The following is a 19,157-nucleotide window of genomic DNA, read 5'->3' on the forward strand; positions in this document are numbered from 1 at the left end:
CATAGTGTTAATACCACATTTATAATCCAAAGTAGAAAAGGTTTTTTTATTAGCTTACTTTTAGATAGCTGATTATGCGATAGATGAGATGGAGGGTTATAAGATGGCTGTTGCAGAGCGTACACGTACCCAAAAATTGACTTTTTTCACGTATCCGAGCTGTACTTCCTGTCGGAAGGCGAAGGCATGGCTGGCGGAAAACGGAGTGAACTATGAAGAGCGTCATTTGTTTAAAAATCCGCCCACATCAGAAGAACTGCTGGAGATCATCAAAATGACAACGAACGGGTTGGATGAAATCCTGTCTACACGCAGTCAGCGATTCAAAAATCTGGATGTGGACATCAACGATATGTCTGTGAGCGAGCTTTTGGAAATGTTGAGCGAAGAACCGCAATTGCTGAAACGTCCGATCTTGACTGACGGCGAGAACCTGATCGTCGGCTTCAATCAATCTGCTATGAAAAACCTGCTTTCCTAATTCGAGGAGAAGGGTAGCCCCCTTCTCTTTTCTCTTTTTTCAGAGGGGGTTACAATGGGGAAAACGAGCGAGAAAGGGTGGAGACCGGGTGGAAACGATTCGGGTAGAAAAACGGGACGGCATCGCGACAATCACTTTTCATCGTCCAAAGGTACATAATGCGATCAGTCTGGAAATGGCAGAAGAGCTGCAGCAGGCAATCGAGGACGCTTCGGCGGATAAGGAAATCAAAGTAATCATTTTCACCGGGGAAGGTGCGAGCTTCGTCTCCGGCGGGGATGTGAGGCAATTCATCGCTGCTCGCGGCAAGGAGCAGGCTCTGCCCATCCTCAGCAAGGTGGCGGATGTGCTCCAGGCAGTGGAGACTGCAAAAAAGCCTACGATTGCCATGATCAATGGACATGCGCTCGGCGGGGGCAGTGAATTTGCGATTTCCTGCAACTTTCGGTTCGCCAGTGAAACCGCAGTGCTGGGCTTTGTGCAAATCGGGCTCCATATCACGACGGGCTGGGGAGGAGGCTCGCGGCTGCTGGACAAGCTCCCGGAGTCCAAAGCACTGGCCCTCCTGTTGACAGGGGCAAGACTCAGCGCCGAAGAAGCGAAAGGCTACGGACTGGTGGACCGCGTCTGCCATCCTGAGCGCCTGCGCGAGGAGACGGAACAGTTCGCCGCGGCAATCGCCGCCCGTCCCTTGGCCAGCATCGAAGCATATATGGACATGCTCGCCTGGAAGCGAAAAGGGTTGTCACTGGCGGAACGCACGCGCCGGGAAGTCAGCCAATGCGCCGAGCTATGGGGAAATGACGAGCACGTGCGTCTTGTAGAGAAATTTTTAGGCAAATAGAGAATAGGAACTCGCCAACTCCGCTCCCGTTTAAACAATTGTGTGCTTGGACATACTTTTTCTAGTAGAAAACGATTCTACCAGAGTAGGAAAAAGCATAGGATGGAGTACATCATCCTTTTAAAGGTAACGGGAGGGACTTCATACATGGTAGCTTCCAGACAGGACGCATGGACTGAAGATGACGATCTGGTGTTGGCGGAAGTCACCCTACGCCATATTCGCGAGGGCGGGACGCAGCTTGCTGCTTTTGAAGAAGTAGGGCAACGCCTTGGGCGTACGGCGGCCGCATGCGGATTTCGCTGGAACAGTTGTGTGCGCAAAAGATATGACGCAGCGATCGTGATAGCGAAAAACCAGCGGCAGCAGTTGAAAAAGATGGGACGGCTTACTTCTGTCCAAACAGAGGTAAATGGAGAGGCACAGCTTCTGAGAAAACAGCAATCGCCGGTCCAGCAGCTCTCGCCAAGCGGCTCAGCCGAGGAGCAGATTGAAGCAGTGATTCGGATGCTGATGAATCACAAGGATTTGGTCCGAAAGGTACGGCAGCTTGAACAAGAGTTGGAAGGAAAGGTTTTGGAGATAAAAGAGTTGAAGGAAGCGCACGACAGGATGAAAAAAGACTTGGAACAGGTCCAGGGAGTCAACGAGGATTACAAAGCGTTGGTTCAAATCATGGAGCGTGCACGGAAAATGGCCTTCTTGAATGAAGAGGAGCCCGTGAAAGCCATTTTCAAAATGGACGAGAACGGGAATTTGGAGAGGGTGGAAAAATAGACCCGAAAGTCTGCAAGGGACAGCGAATCATGAAAAAGAAGCGGCCGCATAGCCGCTTCTTTCGTTTTTCAAACCCCGTCAGTCTTGAAGTCCGACACCCTCTGGGAGCCATACATAAGGGTTTTCGCCGCGGTCACGGACCGGGTTGTACTTGACCGGAGTAAAACCCATCTTCAACCAGAATTCATCCGCACGACAGCGGGAGTTGGTCTTGATCGGGGCACCGAAGCTCTTGGCATGGTTCACCAGAGCAGTACCGTAGTCCTTGCCGCGATAATCCGGAAGGACCTCCAGCTTCCACAGCTCGTAGTAATCCTGAGCGGGGGCAAAGTAACGATCGTACTTGCCGTCGATTTTGTAAAGGCTCATCCGCGCCACCAGCAAATCATTGTCATAGATGCCGTAGAAAGGAGATTCGGAATCGTTTTCCACGATGTTCGCCTCCAGGTCTTCCTTCATCGAAAGCTCCTCCAGGCCAAATTCGCGGAATCTTTGAAACTCCTCCAAAGTCTTGTAGTTGATGTTTAGACGTTTTACCTCAAACATGAGTAAGCCACTCCTCTCACGCGCTTTGCCTTGCCATAACATTACTTATCATTATACACAAAATCGGTTACATCTGAGCGCATTTTCTCCTTTTGTCCCATCTGTTTGCAAAAAATGTTTTCGTCTCCATGGAAAAAATTTAAATTTCAACCTAGAACTATGTCATATCTCATGGCAAAATAGAGAGAAGCAAAACAATTTCGACAATCGCCCGGACGAGTTGCAAACGGTTTCACGGTGCCGGCCGATTGGTCTTGGAGAGGAGCGTTGCCATGCGAAAAGTATTGATCGCCAATCGCGGGGAAATCGCCAGGCGGATTATTCGCACCTGCCGGGAGCAGGGGCTGGGGACGGTAGCGGTGTTTTCAGACGCAGACAAAGATCTTCCCTTTGTCCGTGAAGCAGACGAGGCCGTACATATCGGCCCGCCACCGGTACCGCACAGTTACCTCAATGTAGACGCCATCATCGCTGCGGCCAAACAGACAGGGGCGGATGCCGTTCATCCGGGTTACGGATTGCTGTCCGAAAATGCTGCGTTTGCCCGCCGCTGTCAGGAGGAAGGCCTGCTCTTCATCGGTCCATCGCCAGAGGTGATCGCCCAGATGGGAGATAAATTGACGGCTCGAAACGTGATGCACAACGCAGGAGTCCCGATCGTACCAGGCTGCAAGGAACCCGCGCAGTCTCCTGACGAGGCGGCGCAGCTGGCTTCGGAGATCGGGTATCCGGTCATGCTGAAAGCGAGCGCTGGCGGCGGGGGGATCGGCATGCAGATTTGCCGTGACGAAGCCGAGCTGAGGCAAGCGTATCAATCGGCAAAGGGCAGGGCAAAGGCGTACTTCGGCAACGATGCGATGTACATTGAGCGCTATGTCGATGAGCCACGTCACATCGAAGTGCAGATCGCCGGGGACATTCACGGAAACGTTCTGCATATTCTGGAGAGAGAGTGCTCGATCCAAAGAAGACATCAGAAGGTACTGGAGGAAAGTCCTTCTCCCTTTTTGGACGACGATACGAGAGAGAAGCTCTGCAGCGCAGCGGTGCAGGCAGCACGTGCTGTAGGCTACACCGGTGTCGGAACAGTAGAGTTCATCGTCGATGGAAACAAACAATTCTATTTTTTGGAAATGAATACACGCCTGCAGGTAGAACACCCTGTCACGGAGGAAATGACCGGACTTGATCTGGTCGCCATGCAGCTGGCTATTGCGAGAGGAGAAAAACTCTCATTTGCTCAGGAAGATATCAAGGCGATCCGGCACGCGATAGAGCTGCGGGTCTATGCAGAAGACCCGGTCACGTTTATGCCTTCGCCGGGAACGATCACGCTGTATCAGCCGCCGCAGCTGGAGGGCGTCCGGATCGACGACGGTGTGGAAACAGGGACACAAGTGACCCCGTTCTACGATCCGATGATTGCCAAGGTCATCGCTTCCGGAGCGGACCGGAGCGAAGCGATCAAGCGGGCGAAAGCGGCAATGCAGCAATTTGTCCTCACCGGAATCAAAACCAATATTCCATTCTTGCTGGAGGTACTCGAAGACGAGCAGTTCGTCCGGGGAACCTATACCACTCGTTTCATCCAGGAACGGAAACAAAAATCAGTCTAAGGAGTGCGAGCAAAATGAAGAATGTAGCAGCAACGATGGCAGGAACAGTCATCAACATCCTGGTGCAAAAAGGCGATCAAGTCAAAGCCGGTCAAGATGTGATCGTACTGGAATCAATGAAGATGGAAGTGCCGGTTCAGGCGGAAGCAGACGGCGTTGTTGCCGAGATCAAAGTCAACAGCGGCGATTTTGTCAACGATGGAGATGTGATCGTCGTACTGGAATAGAATGGGGCTGCTTCTAAACTGAGCGCCCGCTAGGAAAGGGGGAGCGTCCATGCAGGTACAAATTGTCGAGGTCGGACCGCGCGATGGACTGCAGAACGAACAAAAAGTGCTCTCCGCTCCGGAAAAAATCCGGCTGATCGAGATGCTGGCGGAAGCCGGACTGCAAAGAGTGGAAGCGAGCTCCTTCGTAAACCCGAAGTGGATTCCCCAACTGGCTGATGCGGGAGAGGTTTGCCGCTCGCTTCCGCACCAGTCACGCGTGAGGTACAGCGCCCTTGTTCCAAACCTGAAAGGGCTGGAGCGGGCGCGGGAGTGCGGCTTGACCGAAGTAGCCCTGTTCATGTCCGCATCGGAGACGCACAATTTGAAAAACATTAACAAGTCGATCGAGGAGACCTTTCCCGTCCTTCGGGAGACAGCCAGGGAAGCATTGGCCTTGGGCATGCGTGTCCGCGGCTATGTGTCGACGGTGTTCGGCTGCCCCTACGAGGGAGAGGTTCCCCTGGACAACACCCGCAAAGTCACGAATGAGCTGATTTCGATGGGGGTCTATGAGGTCTCGATTGGCGATACGATAGGAGTGGCTACACCCCTGCAGGTTCATCAAGTTTATGCGGCGCTTGTGAAAGATGTTACGACTGAGCGCTTGGCCGGCCACTTTCACGATACCCGCGGTACTGGTCTGGCAAATGTCGCCGCAGCGCTGGACGAGGGCATACGGATCTTTGACAGCTCGATCGGAGGGCTTGGCGGCTGTCCATATGCGCCGGGGGCATCTGGAAACATTTCGAGCGAAGACCTTGTTTACATGCTGCACGGGATGGGATACGAGACAGGGGTCAGCCTGGAGAAGCTGGTCGAGGCGGGAGCGTATGTCCAGCAGCTTTTGGGACGCGCCCTGCCATCCAAGGTGCTCCAGGCCGCCTTGGCCCAGTCGCACAGAAGACAACCCGAATCCCGGGCAGAAGGAGGCAAAGCATGACTGTCTTGTATGAAAAAGAAGGACTGATCGGGATATTGACGATAAACCGCCCTGAGGTGTTTAACTGCCTCAACCTGGACACTTTGCTCGCGATGCGGCAAACGGTTGCCGAGGCAGCCGTGGATCGGAGCGTGCGTGTGCTGATCGTCACCGGAGCGGGAGACAGGGCTTTCTGCTCCGGGGCCGACCTGAAGGAGAGGCGGTCCATGACTGATCTGCAGGTACAGCATTACATCAGAACAATCCGCGACACGTTCAGCGAGCTGGAGCGGATTCCCAAGCCGGTAATCGCAGCCATCAATGGCATTGCCCTTGGCGGCGGCACGGAGCTGGCTCTCGCGTGTGATTTGCGTGTGATGAGCGAGACAGCCCAGATGGGGTTGACGGAAACGTCCCTCGGGATCATTCCCGGCGCGGGCGGAACACAGCGGCTTCCCAGGCTGGTCGGCAAAGGAGTGGCAAAGGAGCTCATCTTTACGGCCCGCCGCGTAGCTGCCGGGGAAGCGCTTGCCATCGGACTGGTGAATAAGGTGGCGGCTTCCGATCAAGTCATGACGGCTGCCCTGTCGCTTGCCCGCGAGATTGCCGAAAATGCCCCGATCGCCTTGGCTCAGGCCAAGTATGCGATCGACTACGGTCTGGAGACTGACCTGGCTACGGGGCTGGCCATGGAGAGCAACGCCTATCAGGTATTAATCCCTACCCGTGATCGGCAGGAGGGACTCGACGCCTTTAAAGAGAAGCGAAAGCCGGTGTATCGCGGCGAATAAGAGGAGGTAGTAGGCACCCATGAGCAAACAAGCAGAAGACATGCTGAGAGAACGCATCGCCCAGGTGGAAAAGGGCGGAGACGAAAAATACCATGCCAAGCTGAAGGAGCAGAACAAGCTGTTTGTCCGTGATCGCTTGAAGCTTCTGTTTGACGACGAATTTCACGTGGAGGACGGCCTGTTTGCCAACTTTATGGCTGGCGACCTGCCGGCAGACGGAGTCGTTACGGCTATCGGGAAAGTAAACGGACAGACGGTCTGCGTCATGGCGAACGATTCTACGGTAAAAGCAGGCTCCTGGGGTGCCCGGACGGTCGAGAAAATCATCCGCATTCAGGAAACGGCGGAGAAAATGCGGGTGCCGCTGTTGTACCTGGTCGATTCCGCAGGGGCACGGATTACGGACCAGCTTGAAATGTTCCCGGGCCGGCGGGGGGCAGGTCGAATTTTTTACAATCAGGTAAAGCTCTCCGGCAAAATTCCGCAAATCTGCATCCTGTTTGGACCTTCCGCTGCCGGAGGCGCCTATATCCCGGCGTTTTGCGACATCGTCATCATGGTCGACAAGAATGCCAGCATGTATCTGGGGTCCCCGCGGATGGCCGAGATGGTGATCGGAGAAAAGGTGACACTGGAAGAGCTCGGCGGTGCCCGCATGCACTGCTCTGTCAGCGGCTGCGGAGACGTACTGGCAGCCAATGAAGAAGAGGCGATTTCTGCCGCTCGCCGCTATCTCGGCTACTTTCCTGCCGACTACACGGCCAAGCCTCCGGTTGGGGCCGCCAAGTCGCCTCGTCCAGACGCGAAAAAAATCAGCGAGATCGTCCCGGAGAATCAAAATGCTCCGTTCAACATGCATGAACTGATCGACGCGTTGGTCGACGAAGGCTCGTTTTTTGAGGTGAAGAAGCTGTTTGCGCAGGAACTGATTACGGGGCTTGCCCGTCTCGATGGCAAGCCGATCGGTATCGTGGCGAATCAGCCGAGGGTAAAGGGAGGCGTCTTATTTGTCGATTCGGCTGACAAGGCGGCGAGGTTCATCACGCTGTGCGACGCCTTTCAAATCCCGTTGCTGTTTTTGGCGGACGTACCGGGCTTCATGATCGGCACGGCGGTCGAGCGGGCCGGCATCATCCGCCACGGAGCAAAAATGATATCCGCGATGGCGGAAGCGACGGTTCCGAAAATTTCGGTTATCGTGAGAAAGGCCTACGGAGCAGGACTTTATGCCATGGCCAGCTCCGCTTTTGAACCAGACTCCTGCCTCGCGCTGCCGGGAGCGCAAATAGCCGTAATGGGGCCGGAAGCAGCGGTGAATGCTGTCTACAGCAACAAGATTCAAGCCATTGAAGATCCGCAGGAACGGCAAGCCTTTATCATGCAAAAACGGAAGGAGTACCAGGAAGATATCGACATCTATTTGCTCGCTTCCAATCTGATCGTGGACGCGATCATTCCTCCCGAAGATCTGAGGCGGGAGCTGATTGCAAGATTTGACGTTTATGCGAACAAGAAGCAGATTTTTTCAGAGCGAAAGCACCCCGTTTATCCGGTGTGACCATTTCGCCCGCTGGTCGTCCCAAGAGGGATGGCCTTTTTTATTTCGGCAGGTGAATATTTTTTTGACAATTTCGATCTTTTTACGTAGGAATAATTGATCATTGCCAGCAACTTTGGTATTCTTGAAATAAGTATTGATTAATGTAGGTGAACAAATGCAGCTTCAGTCGATACCACTCCATTTGGTTGTCATAGGCGGCGGTTCTGTAGGGCTTTTATATGCGTCCAGGTTGCTGCTGAGCGGGCAGTCAGTCACACTCGTCACCCGCACCCGCGAGCAGGCGCAGCTCTTGACGCAAGCAGGAGTAACCCTTCGCCAGCTCGACGGAACGATGCAGAAGGCTTCAATCCGAAGCAACCCGATGGAAGACGGTTTGCCGCAAGGAGACCTTTACCTGCTGGCGGTCAAACAGTCGGATCTTGATGCGATCCTGCCTGATCTTCGCCACCTTTCTGCTGCATCGCGGGTATTGGCCCTCCAGAACGGCATGGGACATTATGAGAAATTGACACAGGTGCTTGAAAGCCGTCAGTGTTTTTTTGCAAGCAATACGGAAGGAGCGCGCCGGCTGTCCCCTGTAGAGGTCGAGCATACCGGAACGGGACTTTTGCGCATAGGTCCTTGGACGGAACAGGATGAGCGCGATCCGATCTGCAACGCGTTCGTAGAGCTTGCCAACCGCTGTGGTTTTCAGGCCGTTTATGAGGATACGATAAAACCATTCGCCTGGAGAAAGCTGCTGGCAAATGCCTTGATCAACCCGTTGACAGCTCTGTTCGAGATGCCAAACGGCATGCTGCTTGAATCCCCGCACACCGTGACATTCATGAAAGAACTGTTTTGGGAAGCCGCGGCCGTAGCGGAGCGCTGCGGTGAAAAAATTGAAGAGCGAGATTGGCAGGAAGTTGTAAAAATTTGCCGAAATACTTCCCGTAACATTTCCTCAATGTTGCAAGACATCCGGCGGCGGAATCACACGGAAGTAAACGCTATCAACGGTTATCTCGTTCAAAAGGGGAGGGAAACCGGAATACCCGTCCCGATGCATGAGACATTGCTGCGCGCCGTGCTTCTGAAGACAGACATGGTGAAGGGGAAGGGAGAGGCCGCCATTGACCTTTTTGGGTAAGCTTTGGTCGTTTTTTTCAACGACGTGGACCTATTTTTGGGCGACGTTGACCGCGTTTCCTTTTCTTGGATTCCCACTGGCGTACTTTTTGGTGTATCTGTGGAAAAAGGACCGGCGTTTGGCCGGACGCTGGGCTGTAAATATCACGAATTTTTTGCTCATTCGTGCCGTTGTCGTCGCGTATAGCGTAATTTGGCCGGAAGCGCTGTCTGCGTGGTGGTGGATTACCGGATTTTTTCTCGCGGCCATTGGACTCATCGGCTGGGTTCAAATCAGGCTGAAAGGTAAGCTGTCGCTGTTGAAGGCGAGCTTCTCGGTTTGGAGACTGTCTTTCCTCCTGTTTGGACTGGTCTACGTAGTGCTGTATACAACCGGGATCTTTAAGACGATGGGCGACGTATAAACACTCGCGGCACCGATACATATACCAATAAAGAAAGAAGGTAGGATTTATGAGGCTTCCCATCGAATCGATTGGGCATAAGATTCGAATGATTCGGAAAGAGCGTGGCTTTACCCTGGAGATTATGGCGAACAAAACAGGACTGAGCAAGGGCTTGCTCAGCCAGGTCGAACGCGGCATTTCTCAGCCTTCTCTTGATTCCCTGTGGAAAATCACGAAGGCTCTGGAGGCTTCGATCATCCATTTCTTCGAGGACATCGACCAGAAGCAGGTCCACGTTACGCGAAAGCCGAAGCGCAGACAGATGGTTTTTCCCGAGTCAACAGGGACGTACGCGTTATTGTCTGCGGGGGGAAGCTCAAAACTGGGTATGTTGGAAGTAAAGCTGCAAAAAGGCGAAATGGTAGTGGACAAATTCGTGCAAGGCGAAGGAGAAGAGTGCTTTGTCGTCACGAAGGGAACGGTTACCGTGCGATTCAACGATGAAGAGCACGTACTGGAGGCCGGCGACAGCATCACTTTCGACAGCACCAAATCACACAGTGTCGAAAATACGGGCGAGGAAGAAGCGGTTCTGATCTGGTCCGTCACTCCGCCGCAATTTTAATTGCATACAATGGCAATTACACTTTGACAACCCATTACGGCGGGTTGTCTTGTTTTTTTGGGGGAGGGGGGCATGGTATAATTTGCAGTGACATGGAGTAAGAAAGGTGAGCTTCTATGAATGTTGAATGCGTATCGCTGCCGTTGGCCAACCGGCTGGCTCATGATTACCAGCTGGGAAACGCCGACGCGCTGCGTTTTTTTACCTACCCCCCGTACCAGATGGAGTCGTACCGGAAACGGCTCGAGTGGCTTCAGAACAATGAGATTCCCCACAGAGACAAACTAGCTGATGGGCTGCTTGCCTACAATCAAGCGATCGGCAATCATCAGCGAGCGATGGAAGGGATCGAAAAGCTGCGAAAGCAGGGTACTATGGTTGTGATCGGCGGCCAGCAGGCTGGTGTCCTTACTGGCCCGCTGTACACGATTTACAAGGCTGTCCATCTGATTCAGGCTGCAAGGCAGCTTTCGGCACAGTTGAATGCAGAAGTCGTTCCTGTGTTCTGGATTGCCGGCGAGGATCACGACATCGATGAGATTGACCACACATTCTGGCTCACCGATCAAGAGACAAAGCTGCATAAGGAGAAAATCTCCCTTCCGCGTACGGGACGCCCTTCGGCCAGCAGTGTGCCGCTGGGACGTGCGGAGTACGAGGCATTCATGGAGAAGCTGTTCGCCAATTTGACAGAGACGGAGGAGACAGCGGCGATCCGCAGGTGGGTGGAAGAGGCTGCTGCATCGTCAAAAACCGTCGTCGATTGGTTTGCCCGCCTGATGACCAGTTTGTTTGGCAAGCACGGCCTGATTCTGGTCGAATCTTCTCTCCCTTTTGTCAGAGAGCTGGAAAAGCCGGTTTTTACGCAAGTTTTGCAGCGAAATGAGGAGCTCAGCGCGCTTGTAGCCGACGCGGCTGGCCGTTTGGAGAGTGCAGGCTACCCGCTTCAGCTGGAGGTGGGGGGACAGGAGGCGAATCTCTTCCTGTATGAAGGAAAGGATCGTTTGCAGCTGCTCCGCCACGGAGATCGCTTCGTCACCCGCCGGGGAACGTATACCCGCGAGGAGATGATTGAGCTGGCCGAGACAGATCCCTGTCGATTCAGCTCCAATGTAGTCACCCGCTCGCTGATGCAGGAGCATCTCTTCCCGACCTTGGCTTTTGTGGCTGGCGCGGGGGAGATTGCTTACTGGGCGTATTTCAAGGAGATGTTTGCCGCTTTTGGCAAGCAGCTGCCGATCGTGCTCCCGCGGGTCTCCGTCACCCTGGTTGAAGGGGCGATTGCCCGCTTGCTGAAAGATTTCGACCTACCCATCGACAAGGCGCTGGCTTCGTTTGCCGCGTGGAAGGAGGAATGGGAAGCGAGCAGGGGAGCCCATCCCTTGACGGACCGCTTTCAGCATGTCCGGGACGCCATGCAGGAGCTGTATCAGCCGCTCGTCAGCGAGGTTGCACTCCTGGAGCCGGGAATGGAGCAGTTGGCGGAGAAAAATGCGGCTCGTCTATTGGAACAGGTAGACTTTTTGGAGCGGCGGCTAGTTCTGGCGCTGGAGCAGCGGGAAGATATCGGGAAGCGGCGTCTGTGGAGGCTGGAAGCGGCGCTGAATCCTGCAGGAGGATTGCAGGAGAGGAAGCTGTCGATTATCCCGTTCGTAAACAAATACGGTCTGTCGCTTGTCGACCGGCTCGTGGAAGCGCCCCTCGTCCACGATGGCAGCCATCAGGTTGTCTATCTGTAAAACCGGATAACATGAGTGAAGCCGCACCGTTTGTGATCGGGTTGCGGCTTCTTTTTTTGTGCTCCCGGAAATGAAGGGTCTGACCATGCACCATGGAAAAACTTTCTTGCCGTTTTGTTGGGATTTGTCGAAACATTTCATGCATATAAACGTCATACCTTTTGAACAGGAGATTTTCTCCGAAAGGTGGTCAAACTTTTCATGCGAGGCAAGAAAATGACGACAGGCAGATGGGTGTTGACCGTTGCTCTTTCTGTTACCTGGCTGCTATCCGGTTTGGGAGCAGGGGGACAGACGGCCGAGGCCCGCATTAGCGATCTGGCAGCCAGCAGCGGTACCTTCGTGGATACCGAGCGGCATTGGGCCAAAAAAGAGATAGCAGAAGCGGTAAGCGCACGATGGGTTCAAGGATTTCCGGATGGAACGTTTCGGCCGGAGACACCTGTTTCCCAGGAGCAGTTCATGGCGCTGGTTGAGCGCATGCTGCCGCCATTTAACGGACACGAAGCGGATGATTTCGCGCAGGACCTTTACCTGAAACCCGTGAAGGGCCGCTGGTCGGAAAAAACGTATAAGCATTTGCTGCCAGCTGGCATACTGCCGAGCGGAAAGCCTGAGGAGCCGCTGACGCGCGTTGAGGCGGCAAGATTGACCTTGGCTGCGCTGGGTAAACAGTCAGAGGGAGAAAAATACCGGGGTACGACGTCCCGCTTTTTTAGTGATGTATCAGTGGACAATGAGCATCAGGTAGTGATGGTGTATCCGATCTATAAACTAGGCGTTATGGCTGGTTACCCGGACGGGACGTTCCGCCCGAATGACAAAGTCAGCAGGGCGCAGGCGGTGGTCCTCCTGAACAGGATCAGGGAAGCGCAGGAGGAGCTGTACCCGGGGAAGGTAACCGAGGCGGAGCGCCAGGCGATGACAAAAGCGGTAGACAGCTTTGTCACAACCGTTATGGACAAGGAGAAAATCCGGCGATACGACGATCTGGTCAGCTACGTACAAAAAAACAAGCTGCCCGTCAGTGAAAAGTTCCTGCAAGAGCACTTCTCGTTTATGAAATACGACGTCTATGATTTCATTCGCTTTCCGCGTTTTGACGAACTGATTTACTACGCGAAAATCAGCGAGGGCAAGTACCGGATGACCGTCCAATACTATTCCGGAGAGCTGGGCGGCAGTGTAGACAGGACGTTCTATCTCGCGTCCGCGGACGGAAAGGACTTCCGGTTGATCGGAAAAGACGAGTAGCAGGGACTGCCGGAAAGGCGGAAAATTTGCTGCCCGTTTCAATAGAACGGGACGAGCGAAACGATGATGATACGGTGGCAGCAAAAACAAAGATTGATTACACGTGCTCGTTTGACGGTTGCCAGACTGTCCTGCAAACTGGGACGGAGTAAAGCCGGAGAACAAGAAAAACAGCCATTCCTGCTCAAGTTTGACAAGCAGGGAACGGCTGTTTTTTGTTTCGGAAACGGCTGTTTTTTTGTTTGGGAAATGAATCGTTTTTACTATCATCTTTTGGACTGATACCTATTCACATGCCCATTGTTTATGTCGAAGCCCGCTCCTTTGCCATCAGGTTATGAAGCTTTTCGCTGCCAGTTTTCCCATATCAGGAGAACGCCGGCAATCACCAGCGGATAAAGCGCCGACCATCCGAGAAAAGGATAAAGCCCACCGGTAACGATCAGCGATGTCCAGGCAGCGATACGTCCATACCGGCTGTTCTTCAAGAGTCGGACACCGGCAAGACAGCCCCCGATATAGGTGGCAAAAAAAGTCGCGTTGGGAAACTGGATGAGACGAGCGAGATCAATCCAGCCCATGGCAAGAACGAATAGAACGATGAAAAAACAAATCGATAAAAAGAGCAGTCCGCCGACCGGCGTCCCGTATTTGGAATGGAGACGGCCAAACCAGCGCGGGGCCGTGCCTTCCTGAGCCAAAGCATAGGCAATTCGGGAAGCGGCGCTGATATACGCATTGGCCGCAGCGACGCAGATAAACAGGGCCGTCACACTGACAATCCACCCTCCGATCGGGCCAAACGAAAGCTGAACCATCACGCTCAGAGATGCTTCCGACCGGCCTTCGCCATAGCTGTGGGTAGCAACGGTCATAAGGGCAACGGCGAAGTAAAGCAAAGCGACGATGCATGCACTCCACAGGACGCCGCGGACCGCGTTTTTCTCCGGATCGACAAACTCCTCGGAGAGGTGTGTCACCGCTTCCCAACCGATAAAGCACCAGAACAACAGGCCAGCCACTTGCACGACACTCAGCCAGCCATTCGGGGCAAATGGAGTAAAGTGACTGGCAGAAGCATGGGGCAGCGCGGCCAATACCGCGATCACCAAAATAGCCACGATCAATGAAACGACAACCGTCTGGACGCGGCTTGCGACTTTCAGGCCAAATACGTTCATGAGGACGACAGAACCAAGAATCAGTCCTGCAGCGAGATACACTTGAAGCTGGCTCCACTGCAAAAGGACAGCGACATAGTGGGACGCTGTGACAGCGACGATCGGGGCGCCAATCGGAACCGACAACAGAAAAAACCAGCCGACCATGTTTCCATAGCGGTCTCCGAAAGCCATCCTGACGTAAGTGGAGACGCCACCTGAGCTAGGGTGTCGGGCGGACAACAGCCCCATGGTGATGGCCATCGGCAGTACGAGGATGGCCATGAACAGCCAGGCGAGGACAGAGGCGGGGCCGGCCATTTCTGCCGCCATCCCGGGGATGAGCAGCACTCCCGAACCGATCACGGCACCGATATACAGGGCGACGATATGGGGAAGCGACAGCGTTTTCGCCAGTCCTGACGTGTGAGAAGTCGAGTTTTTCATGTAAATTCGTCTCCCGAAAGCTATTTATTTGTTGGTATTTGAAGTGTAGCATAGACGTTATCATCGGAGTTATCTATAATATTCGATGATGAGAATCGAAAAAAACGATTTAATAATAAAGGGGAGAGCCCGATGGATACCCGTTATTTGCAGACCTTTCGCGAAGTGGCGAAATGGCACAGCTTTACCCGAGCGGCTGAAGTGCTTGGTTATGCCCAATCCAGTGTTACGACTCAGATACAGAATCTGGAACAGGAGTTTGGCGTCACCCTGTTCGAGCGGTGGGGACGAAAAATCAGGCTGACACATGCCGGAGAAGTGCTGCTGGAATACAGCGGGCAGCTGCTCGGACTGCTTGATGAGGCGAAGGCCCAACTGAGTGAAGAGGCTCAGCTAGCCGGCACGTTGACCATCGGGACAGTGGAATCTCTCGCCGCTTTTTACTTGCCCCCCTATTTGCAGCAGTTTCGCCGCGAGCAGCCGCAGATTCGGGTGCTGCTCAATCCGGGGATCTGCTACGAGCTCCGTCAGGGTGTCAAGGAGGGCACTTACGACTTTGCGGTTGTACTCGATTGGCTGCAATCCCACCCCGACTTGGAAAGCGTAAATCTCGGAGAAGAAGAACTGGTCGTCATTGCATCTCCCGAACATCCGCTGACTTCGCGAAAACGGGTTGAAGCGAGTGACTTCAATGGCGAACAGTGGATTTTTCCCGAGGCGGGCTGCAGCTATCGGTCGATGATCGAGTCAGTCCTGCGCGACAGTGGAGCGAGCTTGGAACCCTCGCTCGAGTTTGGCAGTCTGGAAGCGATCAAGCAGTGTGTGGCATACGGGCTGGGAATCGCACTTGTCCCGATGATCGCTGTGGCCGAAGAGGTGAAAAAGGGGACGATCTCGGTCTTGCCCTTTACGCATCCAGACATTCGCGTTTACCGCCAGCTCGTATACCATAAAAAGAAGTGGATGCCGCGAGCGATGCGCCACTTTTTCAATCTGTTGACCGAAGGGATGCCTGCCCGTGAGATCTAAATGGCAAAAACAAAGCGGAATAGTTGCTTTTTTGGTTATAGGGTTATGGAACGGATAGGAAAAACAAAAATCATGTGGTAAGATAAATCATAGTTTGTTTGTAGAAGAAGGAGGTTCAATCCGCTCATGAACATGGTTTCTGAAAGCATCGTAAAAGATATGGCGCTTGCGCCGAATGGCCACCTGAAAATCGACTGGGTAAAAGAACATATGCCCGTCCTCAACCGGATCCGCGAGCGCTTTGAAAAGGAAAAGCCGTTTGCAGGCCTGAAAGTAGCGATTTCGTTGCACCTGGAAGCAAAAACCGCCTACCTGGCGAAAGTGGTGCAAGCCGGCGGTGCCGAGGTAACCATCACCGGCTCCAATCCGCTTTCTACACAGGATGATGTTTGCGCAGCACTTGTGGAAGACGGCATTCGCGTCTTTGCGAAATACAATCCGTCTCCGGAAGAGTACAAAAGCCATCTGATCAAAACGCTGGAAACGCGTCCGGACCTGATCATTGACGACGGTGGCGATCTGGTGACGATCCTGCACAGCGAGCGTCGCGATCTTCTTTCCCAAGTGCGCGGCGGTGCCGAGGAAACCACGACAGGAATCCTTCGCTTGAAAGCGCTCGACAAGGAAGGCAAGCTGGAATTCCCGATGGTTGCGGTAAACGACGCATTCTGCAAATACTTGTTTGACAACCGCTACGGTACAGGCCAATCCGTATGGGATGGCATTAACCGGACCACCAACCTGGTCGTCGCTGGAAAAACGGTAGTTGTCGTCGGCTACGGCTGGTGCGGCAAAGGCGTTGCGATGCGTGCGAAAGGTCTTGGAGCGAAAGTGATCGTCACCGAGATCGACTCTATCAAAGCGGTAGAGGCGTACATGGACGGATTTGAAGTCATGCCGATGAGCGAAGCGGCCAAGCACGGCGATTATTTCGTCACAGTGACCGGAAACCGCGATGTCATCCGCAAAGAACATTTTGAAGTCATGAAAGATGGCGCGATTCTCTCCAACGCCGGCCACTTCGATGTCGAAGTGAACAAGGTTGAGTTGGAAGCGATGTCGAAATCCAAGCGCACCGTTCGCAAAGACATCGAGGAATTTGTCTTGGCAGATGGTCGAAAAGTGTATCTCCTGGCCGAAGGACGTCTGGTCAACCTGGCTGCCGGTGACGGCCATCCGGCGGAAATCATGGATATGACCTTTGCCCTGCAAGCCGTCTCTCTCGAATACGTAAACAAAAACTACGAGTCTATCGGCAAACACGTGCTGAACGTGCCTTACGAGCTGGACGAAATGGTTGCCCGCTACAAGCTGGAGGCACTCGGCATCACAATCGACAAGCTGACAGACGAGCAAAAAGCATACTTGGACAGCTGGGTCGAATAATTTCGCGAAACGCGTCTTTTCCCGGTAAAAAAATCAACGAAAAATCCTGCTTACAAAAGCAGGATTTTTTATTTATAATAGCAAGTAGGTGACCGAGTGGGGAAAAGTGGGGGAAAGTGGAGGTCAGCGGAAGGAAAGTGGGGGACAGGCCGTGTTCATGGGTGAATACCAACATAGCATCGATGAAAAAGGCCGGTTGACGATCCCTGCCAAATTCCGTGAAGGCCTCGGGGCTTCCTTCGTCATTACCCGCGGGCTCGACCAATGTCTGTTTGTCTATCCGCCAGAAGAGTGGAAAGCATTGGAGGAGCGGCTGAAGACGCTGCCGTTCACCAAAGCGGATGCTCGCGCCTTTACGCGGTTCTTCTTTTCCGGAGCGGCGGAATGCGAGTGGGACAAGCAGGGAAGGGTAAATATACCACCTACTTTGCGCGACTACGCGGCGCTTCAAAAAGAGTGCGTCGTCATCGGTGTATCCAATCGGGTAGAGATCTGGAGCAAGGATCGTTGGGAAAATTACTTTGCGGAGTCGGAAGGATCTTTCGCCGAGATTGCGGAGAAGCTGGTGGATTTTGATTTATAGGAATCAGAGAAAATGCGGTGCGTCGGAACCATTCAGGTGCACCCGTTGAATTAGGAGTGACGGCTTTGTCCTTTCATCATGTAACTGTATTGCGAGAAGAAGCCGTTGACGGACTGAACATCCGGCCGGATGGCATCTATGTGGATTGTACGCTCGGGGGCGCCGGGCACAGCAGTCTGATCGCTTCGCGGCTTGCGCCAGGCGGACGACTGATTGCGGTTGACCAGGATGACTGGGCACTGGATAACGCGAAGGAACGTCTTGCTCCCTACATAGATCGGGTAACGCTGGTGAAAAGCAACTTTCGCCATCTGAAAGAAATTGTGGCTGAGCTGGGCCTCGATGGTGTAGACGGCGTACTGTTTGATCTGGGCGTTTCGTCTCCGCAGCTGGATGAAGGAGAGCGCGGATTCAGCTACAATGCCGATGCACCGCTTGACATGCGGATGGACCAGCAGGGAGAGCTTACCGCCTACGACATCATCAACGAGTGGGACGAGCAGGAGCTGGCCCGAATCATTTGGGAATACGGCGAAGAAAAATTTTCCCGGCGAATTGCCCGGCAAATCGTTCAAAGGCGGCAGCAGGCTCCTGTAGAGACGACAGGGGAGCTGGTGGAAATTATTAAAGAAGCCATTCCGGCCGCAGCGCGCCGTACTGGTCCCCACCCGGCCAAGCGGACGTTCCAGGCGATCCGGATCGCTGTCAATGACGAGCTGGATGCCTTCCGGGATGCGATCGTGGATGCGATCGGCATTCTGCGTCCCGAAGGTAGAGTGAGTGTGATTACGTTCCATTCCCTCGAAGACCGGATCTGCAAGCAGGTTTATCAGGATTTTTCCAAAGGGTGCATTTGTCCCCCTTCCTTTCCTGTATGTGCCTGCGGAAACAAGGCCACGGTCAAGATCGTGACCAGAAAGCCGATCCTGCCGTCAGAAGAAGAGCTGGAGGCTAATCCTCGGGCGCGTTCGGCCAAGCTGAGGGTCGCTGAAAAGTTATAGAAAAAGAATGCGGCAAAAAATTTGAGACGCTCGCAGCCAGAGCAAAAGGAGTGAGACCGAGATGAGCTACTACTACCGGAGTAATCTCGCGGTAGAACTGGAGGATTCACCAGGTTCCGTCACCAAGAAGAAAACGAAGCGGACTGTACGCATCAAGCCGTCTATACCAACCAAGGAGAAGCTGATGTATCTGTTTTTTATCACCCTGGTTGTCATAGGTGTGGGGATGGTTGGTGTTCGTTATTCGCAAATCTCGCAGTACAACTATGAAATACAGCGCCTGAAGAAAGAGATCAGAATAAATAAGGAAAAGAACACCAGTCTTCAGCTGCAGATCGAGCAGCTCAGCAACCGCGATCGGATCATCATGGAAGCGGAGAGAATGGGAATGGTGTACAATCCGGAAGCGGCTCATCTGGTAGGTCAATCCAAAGAAGCTGCAAAAAAGGACGGGAAAGGAAGCAAAGCTGCGAGTCAAAAGAAACAGCCATAACCCAAGCACGGGACAGCAATGAGCTCTGTAGAAAATGTTACTTGCGCAAGTGAGTAACATTTTTTCATAATGTCTTCTGAATAAAAAGACTGTTCGAATGCAGATCCGCCGGCTTCGTCGAA

Annotated in this window: 20 protein-coding genes; 18 read left to right on the forward strand and 2 right to left on the reverse strand. The window is 53.4% G+C overall.

Annotated elements, in window-relative coordinates; all coding sequences use genetic code 11:
• Window positions 1-103: 103 nt before the first annotated feature.
• The 3 genes from EDM54_RS12390 to EDM54_RS12400 all read left to right on the forward strand — a co-directional run bounded on the left by EDM54_RS12390 (window position 104) and on the right by EDM54_RS12400 (window position 2,102).
• The gene (locus EDM54_RS12390; RefSeq protein WP_003386287.1) at window positions 104-481 is read left to right on the forward strand and encodes a Spx/MgsR family RNA polymerase-binding regulatory protein; all 378 of its coding nucleotides are present in this window, start codon (window positions 104-106) and stop codon (window positions 479-481) included.
• 88 nt (window positions 482-569) lie between these two features.
• Window positions 570-1,325, forward strand: coding sequence for an enoyl-CoA hydratase/isomerase family protein (locus EDM54_RS12395; protein WP_003386286.1), 756 nt, complete (start codon window positions 570-572; stop codon window positions 1,323-1,325).
• 147 nt (window positions 1,326-1,472) lie between these two features.
• Window positions 1,473-2,102, forward strand: a complete 630-nt coding sequence (locus tag EDM54_RS12400; protein ID WP_024983991.1) for an RsfA family transcriptional regulator — start codon at window positions 1,473-1,475, stop codon at window positions 2,100-2,102.
• A gap of 78 nt (window positions 2,103-2,180) precedes the next feature.
• Here the strand turns inward: EDM54_RS12400 and EDM54_RS12405 are convergent, their stop codons facing one another.
• Window positions 2,181-2,648, reverse strand: coding sequence for an N-acetyltransferase (locus EDM54_RS12405; protein ID WP_003386284.1), 468 nt, complete (start codon window positions 2,646-2,648; stop codon window positions 2,181-2,183).
• Between the two features lie 272 nt (window positions 2,649-2,920).
• Between EDM54_RS12405 and EDM54_RS12410 the strand changes: the two genes are divergently transcribed.
• The 10 genes from EDM54_RS12410 to EDM54_RS12455 all read left to right on the forward strand — a co-directional run bounded on the left by EDM54_RS12410 (window position 2,921) and on the right by EDM54_RS12455 (window position 12,936).
• A complete protein-coding gene (locus EDM54_RS12410; RefSeq protein ID WP_024983990.1) occupies window positions 2,921-4,264 on the forward strand; it encodes an acetyl-CoA carboxylase biotin carboxylase subunit in 1,344 nt (447 codons plus the stop codon).
• A 14-nt stretch (window positions 4,265-4,278) separates the two neighbouring features.
• A complete protein-coding gene (locus EDM54_RS12415) occupies window positions 4,279-4,491 on the forward strand; it encodes an acetyl-CoA carboxylase biotin carboxyl carrier protein subunit (protein ID WP_003386282.1) in 213 nt (70 codons plus the stop codon).
• A 49-nt stretch (window positions 4,492-4,540) separates the two neighbouring features.
• Window positions 4,541-5,473, forward strand: a complete 933-nt coding sequence (locus tag EDM54_RS12420; protein ID WP_122958252.1) for a hydroxymethylglutaryl-CoA lyase — start codon at window positions 4,541-4,543, stop codon at window positions 5,471-5,473.
• Window positions 5,470-6,243 (forward strand): enoyl-CoA hydratase-related protein, encoded by a 774-nt coding sequence (locus tag EDM54_RS12425; protein WP_003386279.1) that lies wholly within the window; start codon window positions 5,470-5,472, stop codon window positions 6,241-6,243. Before EDM54_RS12420 ends, EDM54_RS12425 begins: the two co-directional genes overlap by 4 nt.
• A gap of 19 nt (window positions 6,244-6,262) precedes the next feature.
• Window positions 6,263-7,801 (forward strand): acyl-CoA carboxylase subunit beta, encoded by a 1,539-nt coding sequence (locus EDM54_RS12430; protein WP_122958253.1) that lies wholly within the window; start codon window positions 6,263-6,265, stop codon window positions 7,799-7,801.
• A gap of 157 nt (window positions 7,802-7,958) precedes the next feature.
• A complete protein-coding gene (locus tag EDM54_RS12435) occupies window positions 7,959-8,933 on the forward strand; it encodes a ketopantoate reductase family protein (RefSeq protein ID WP_003386277.1) in 975 nt (324 codons plus the stop codon).
• On the forward strand, window positions 8,917-9,336 hold the full coding sequence (locus tag EDM54_RS12440; protein WP_003386276.1) for a DUF3397 domain-containing protein: 420 nt from the start codon (window positions 8,917-8,919) through the stop codon (window positions 9,334-9,336). The genes EDM54_RS12435 and EDM54_RS12440 overlap by 17 nt, the downstream gene beginning before the upstream one ends.
• A gap of 49 nt (window positions 9,337-9,385) precedes the next feature.
• The gene (locus tag EDM54_RS12445) at window positions 9,386-9,943 is read left to right on the forward strand and encodes a helix-turn-helix domain-containing protein (RefSeq protein ID WP_003386275.1); all 558 of its coding nucleotides are present in this window, start codon (window positions 9,386-9,388) and stop codon (window positions 9,941-9,943) included.
• Between the two features lie 116 nt (window positions 9,944-10,059).
• Window positions 10,060-11,682, forward strand: a complete 1,623-nt coding sequence (gene bshC / locus EDM54_RS12450; protein ID WP_122958254.1) for a bacillithiol biosynthesis cysteine-adding enzyme BshC — start codon at window positions 10,060-10,062, stop codon at window positions 11,680-11,682.
• Between the two features lie 201 nt (window positions 11,683-11,883).
• Window positions 11,884-12,936, forward strand: coding sequence for an S-layer homology domain-containing protein (locus tag EDM54_RS12455; protein WP_035988933.1), 1,053 nt, complete (start codon window positions 11,884-11,886; stop codon window positions 12,934-12,936).
• A 335-nt stretch (window positions 12,937-13,271) separates the two neighbouring features.
• On the opposite strand, the gene EDM54_RS12465 is transcribed toward EDM54_RS12455, so the two are convergent.
• Window positions 13,272-14,543, reverse strand: coding sequence for an APC family permease (locus EDM54_RS12465; protein WP_003386271.1), 1,272 nt, complete (start codon window positions 14,541-14,543; stop codon window positions 13,272-13,274).
• 132 nt (window positions 14,544-14,675) lie between these two features.
• On the opposite strand from EDM54_RS12465, the gene EDM54_RS12470 reads away from it, so the two are divergent.
• The 5 genes from EDM54_RS12470 (at window position 14,676) to ftsL (ending at window position 19,035) form a co-directional block, all read left to right on the forward strand.
• Window positions 14,676-15,572 carry a LysR family transcriptional regulator gene (locus EDM54_RS12470; protein WP_003386270.1) on the forward strand — a complete coding sequence of 299 codons (897 nt, stop codon included), beginning with the start codon at window positions 14,676-14,678 and terminating at the stop codon, window positions 15,570-15,572.
• A gap of 126 nt (window positions 15,573-15,698) precedes the next feature.
• Window positions 15,699-16,958 carry an adenosylhomocysteinase gene (locus tag EDM54_RS12475; protein ID WP_003386269.1) on the forward strand — a complete coding sequence of 420 codons (1,260 nt, stop codon included), beginning with the start codon at window positions 15,699-15,701 and terminating at the stop codon, window positions 16,956-16,958.
• Between the two features lie 151 nt (window positions 16,959-17,109).
• Window positions 17,110-17,541 (forward strand): division/cell wall cluster transcriptional repressor MraZ, encoded by a 432-nt coding sequence (mraZ, locus tag EDM54_RS12480; RefSeq protein WP_003386267.1) that lies wholly within the window; start codon window positions 17,110-17,112, stop codon window positions 17,539-17,541.
• 56 nt (window positions 17,542-17,597) lie between these two features.
• Window positions 17,598-18,542, forward strand: a complete 945-nt coding sequence (gene rsmH, locus EDM54_RS12485; RefSeq protein ID WP_122958255.1) for a 16S rRNA (cytosine(1402)-N(4))-methyltransferase RsmH — start codon at window positions 17,598-17,600, stop codon at window positions 18,540-18,542.
• A gap of 61 nt (window positions 18,543-18,603) precedes the next feature.
• Complete coding sequence (gene ftsL / locus EDM54_RS12490) at window positions 18,604-19,035, forward strand: cell division protein FtsL (RefSeq protein ID WP_003386265.1); 432 nt, start codon at window positions 18,604-18,606, stop codon at window positions 19,033-19,035.
• Window positions 19,036-19,157: the final 122 nt, after the last annotated feature.

It is taken from the genome of Brevibacillus borstelensis (genome assembly GCF_003710865.1).
Lineage (GTDB): Bacteria > Bacillota > Bacilli > Brevibacillales > Brevibacillaceae > Brevibacillus > Brevibacillus borstelensis.

Coding starts and splice junctions, on each gene's coding strand:
- EDM54_RS12400 (WP_024983991.1), top strand. CDS start 1,473: ATGGTAGCTTCCAGACAGGACGCATGGACTGAAGATGACGATCTGGTG.
- EDM54_RS12445 (WP_003386275.1), top strand. CDS start 9,386: ATGAGGCTTCCCATCGAATCGATTGGGCATAAGATTCGAATGATTCGG.
- EDM54_RS12465 (WP_003386271.1), bottom strand. CDS start 14,543: ATGAAAAACTCGACTTCTCACACGTCAGGACTGGCGAAAACGCTGTCG.
- EDM54_RS12415 (WP_003386282.1), top strand. CDS start 4,279: ATGAAGAATGTAGCAGCAACGATGGCAGGAACAGTCATCAACATCCTG.
- EDM54_RS12410 (WP_024983990.1), top strand. CDS start 2,921: ATGCGAAAAGTATTGATCGCCAATCGCGGGGAAATCGCCAGGCGGATT.
- EDM54_RS12455 (WP_035988933.1), top strand. CDS start 11,884: ATGCGAGGCAAGAAAATGACGACAGGCAGATGGGTGTTGACCGTTGCT.
- EDM54_RS12425 (WP_003386279.1), top strand. CDS start 5,470: ATGACTGTCTTGTATGAAAAAGAAGGACTGATCGGGATATTGACGATA.
- ftsL (WP_003386265.1), top strand. CDS start 18,604: ATGAGCTACTACTACCGGAGTAATCTCGCGGTAGAACTGGAGGATTCA.
- EDM54_RS12435 (WP_003386277.1), top strand. CDS start 7,959: ATGCAGCTTCAGTCGATACCACTCCATTTGGTTGTCATAGGCGGCGGT.
- EDM54_RS12390 (WP_003386287.1), top strand. CDS start 104: ATGGCTGTTGCAGAGCGTACACGTACCCAAAAATTGACTTTTTTCACG.
- EDM54_RS12470 (WP_003386270.1), top strand. CDS start 14,676: ATGGATACCCGTTATTTGCAGACCTTTCGCGAAGTGGCGAAATGGCAC.
- bshC (WP_122958254.1), top strand. CDS start 10,060: ATGAATGTTGAATGCGTATCGCTGCCGTTGGCCAACCGGCTGGCTCAT.
- EDM54_RS12430 (WP_122958253.1), top strand. CDS start 6,263: ATGAGCAAACAAGCAGAAGACATGCTGAGAGAACGCATCGCCCAGGTG.
- EDM54_RS12405 (WP_003386284.1), bottom strand. CDS start 2,648: ATGTTTGAGGTAAAACGTCTAAACATCAACTACAAGACTTTGGAGGAG.
- EDM54_RS12420 (WP_122958252.1), top strand. CDS start 4,541: ATGCAGGTACAAATTGTCGAGGTCGGACCGCGCGATGGACTGCAGAAC.
- EDM54_RS12475 (WP_003386269.1), top strand. CDS start 15,699: ATGAACATGGTTTCTGAAAGCATCGTAAAAGATATGGCGCTTGCGCCG.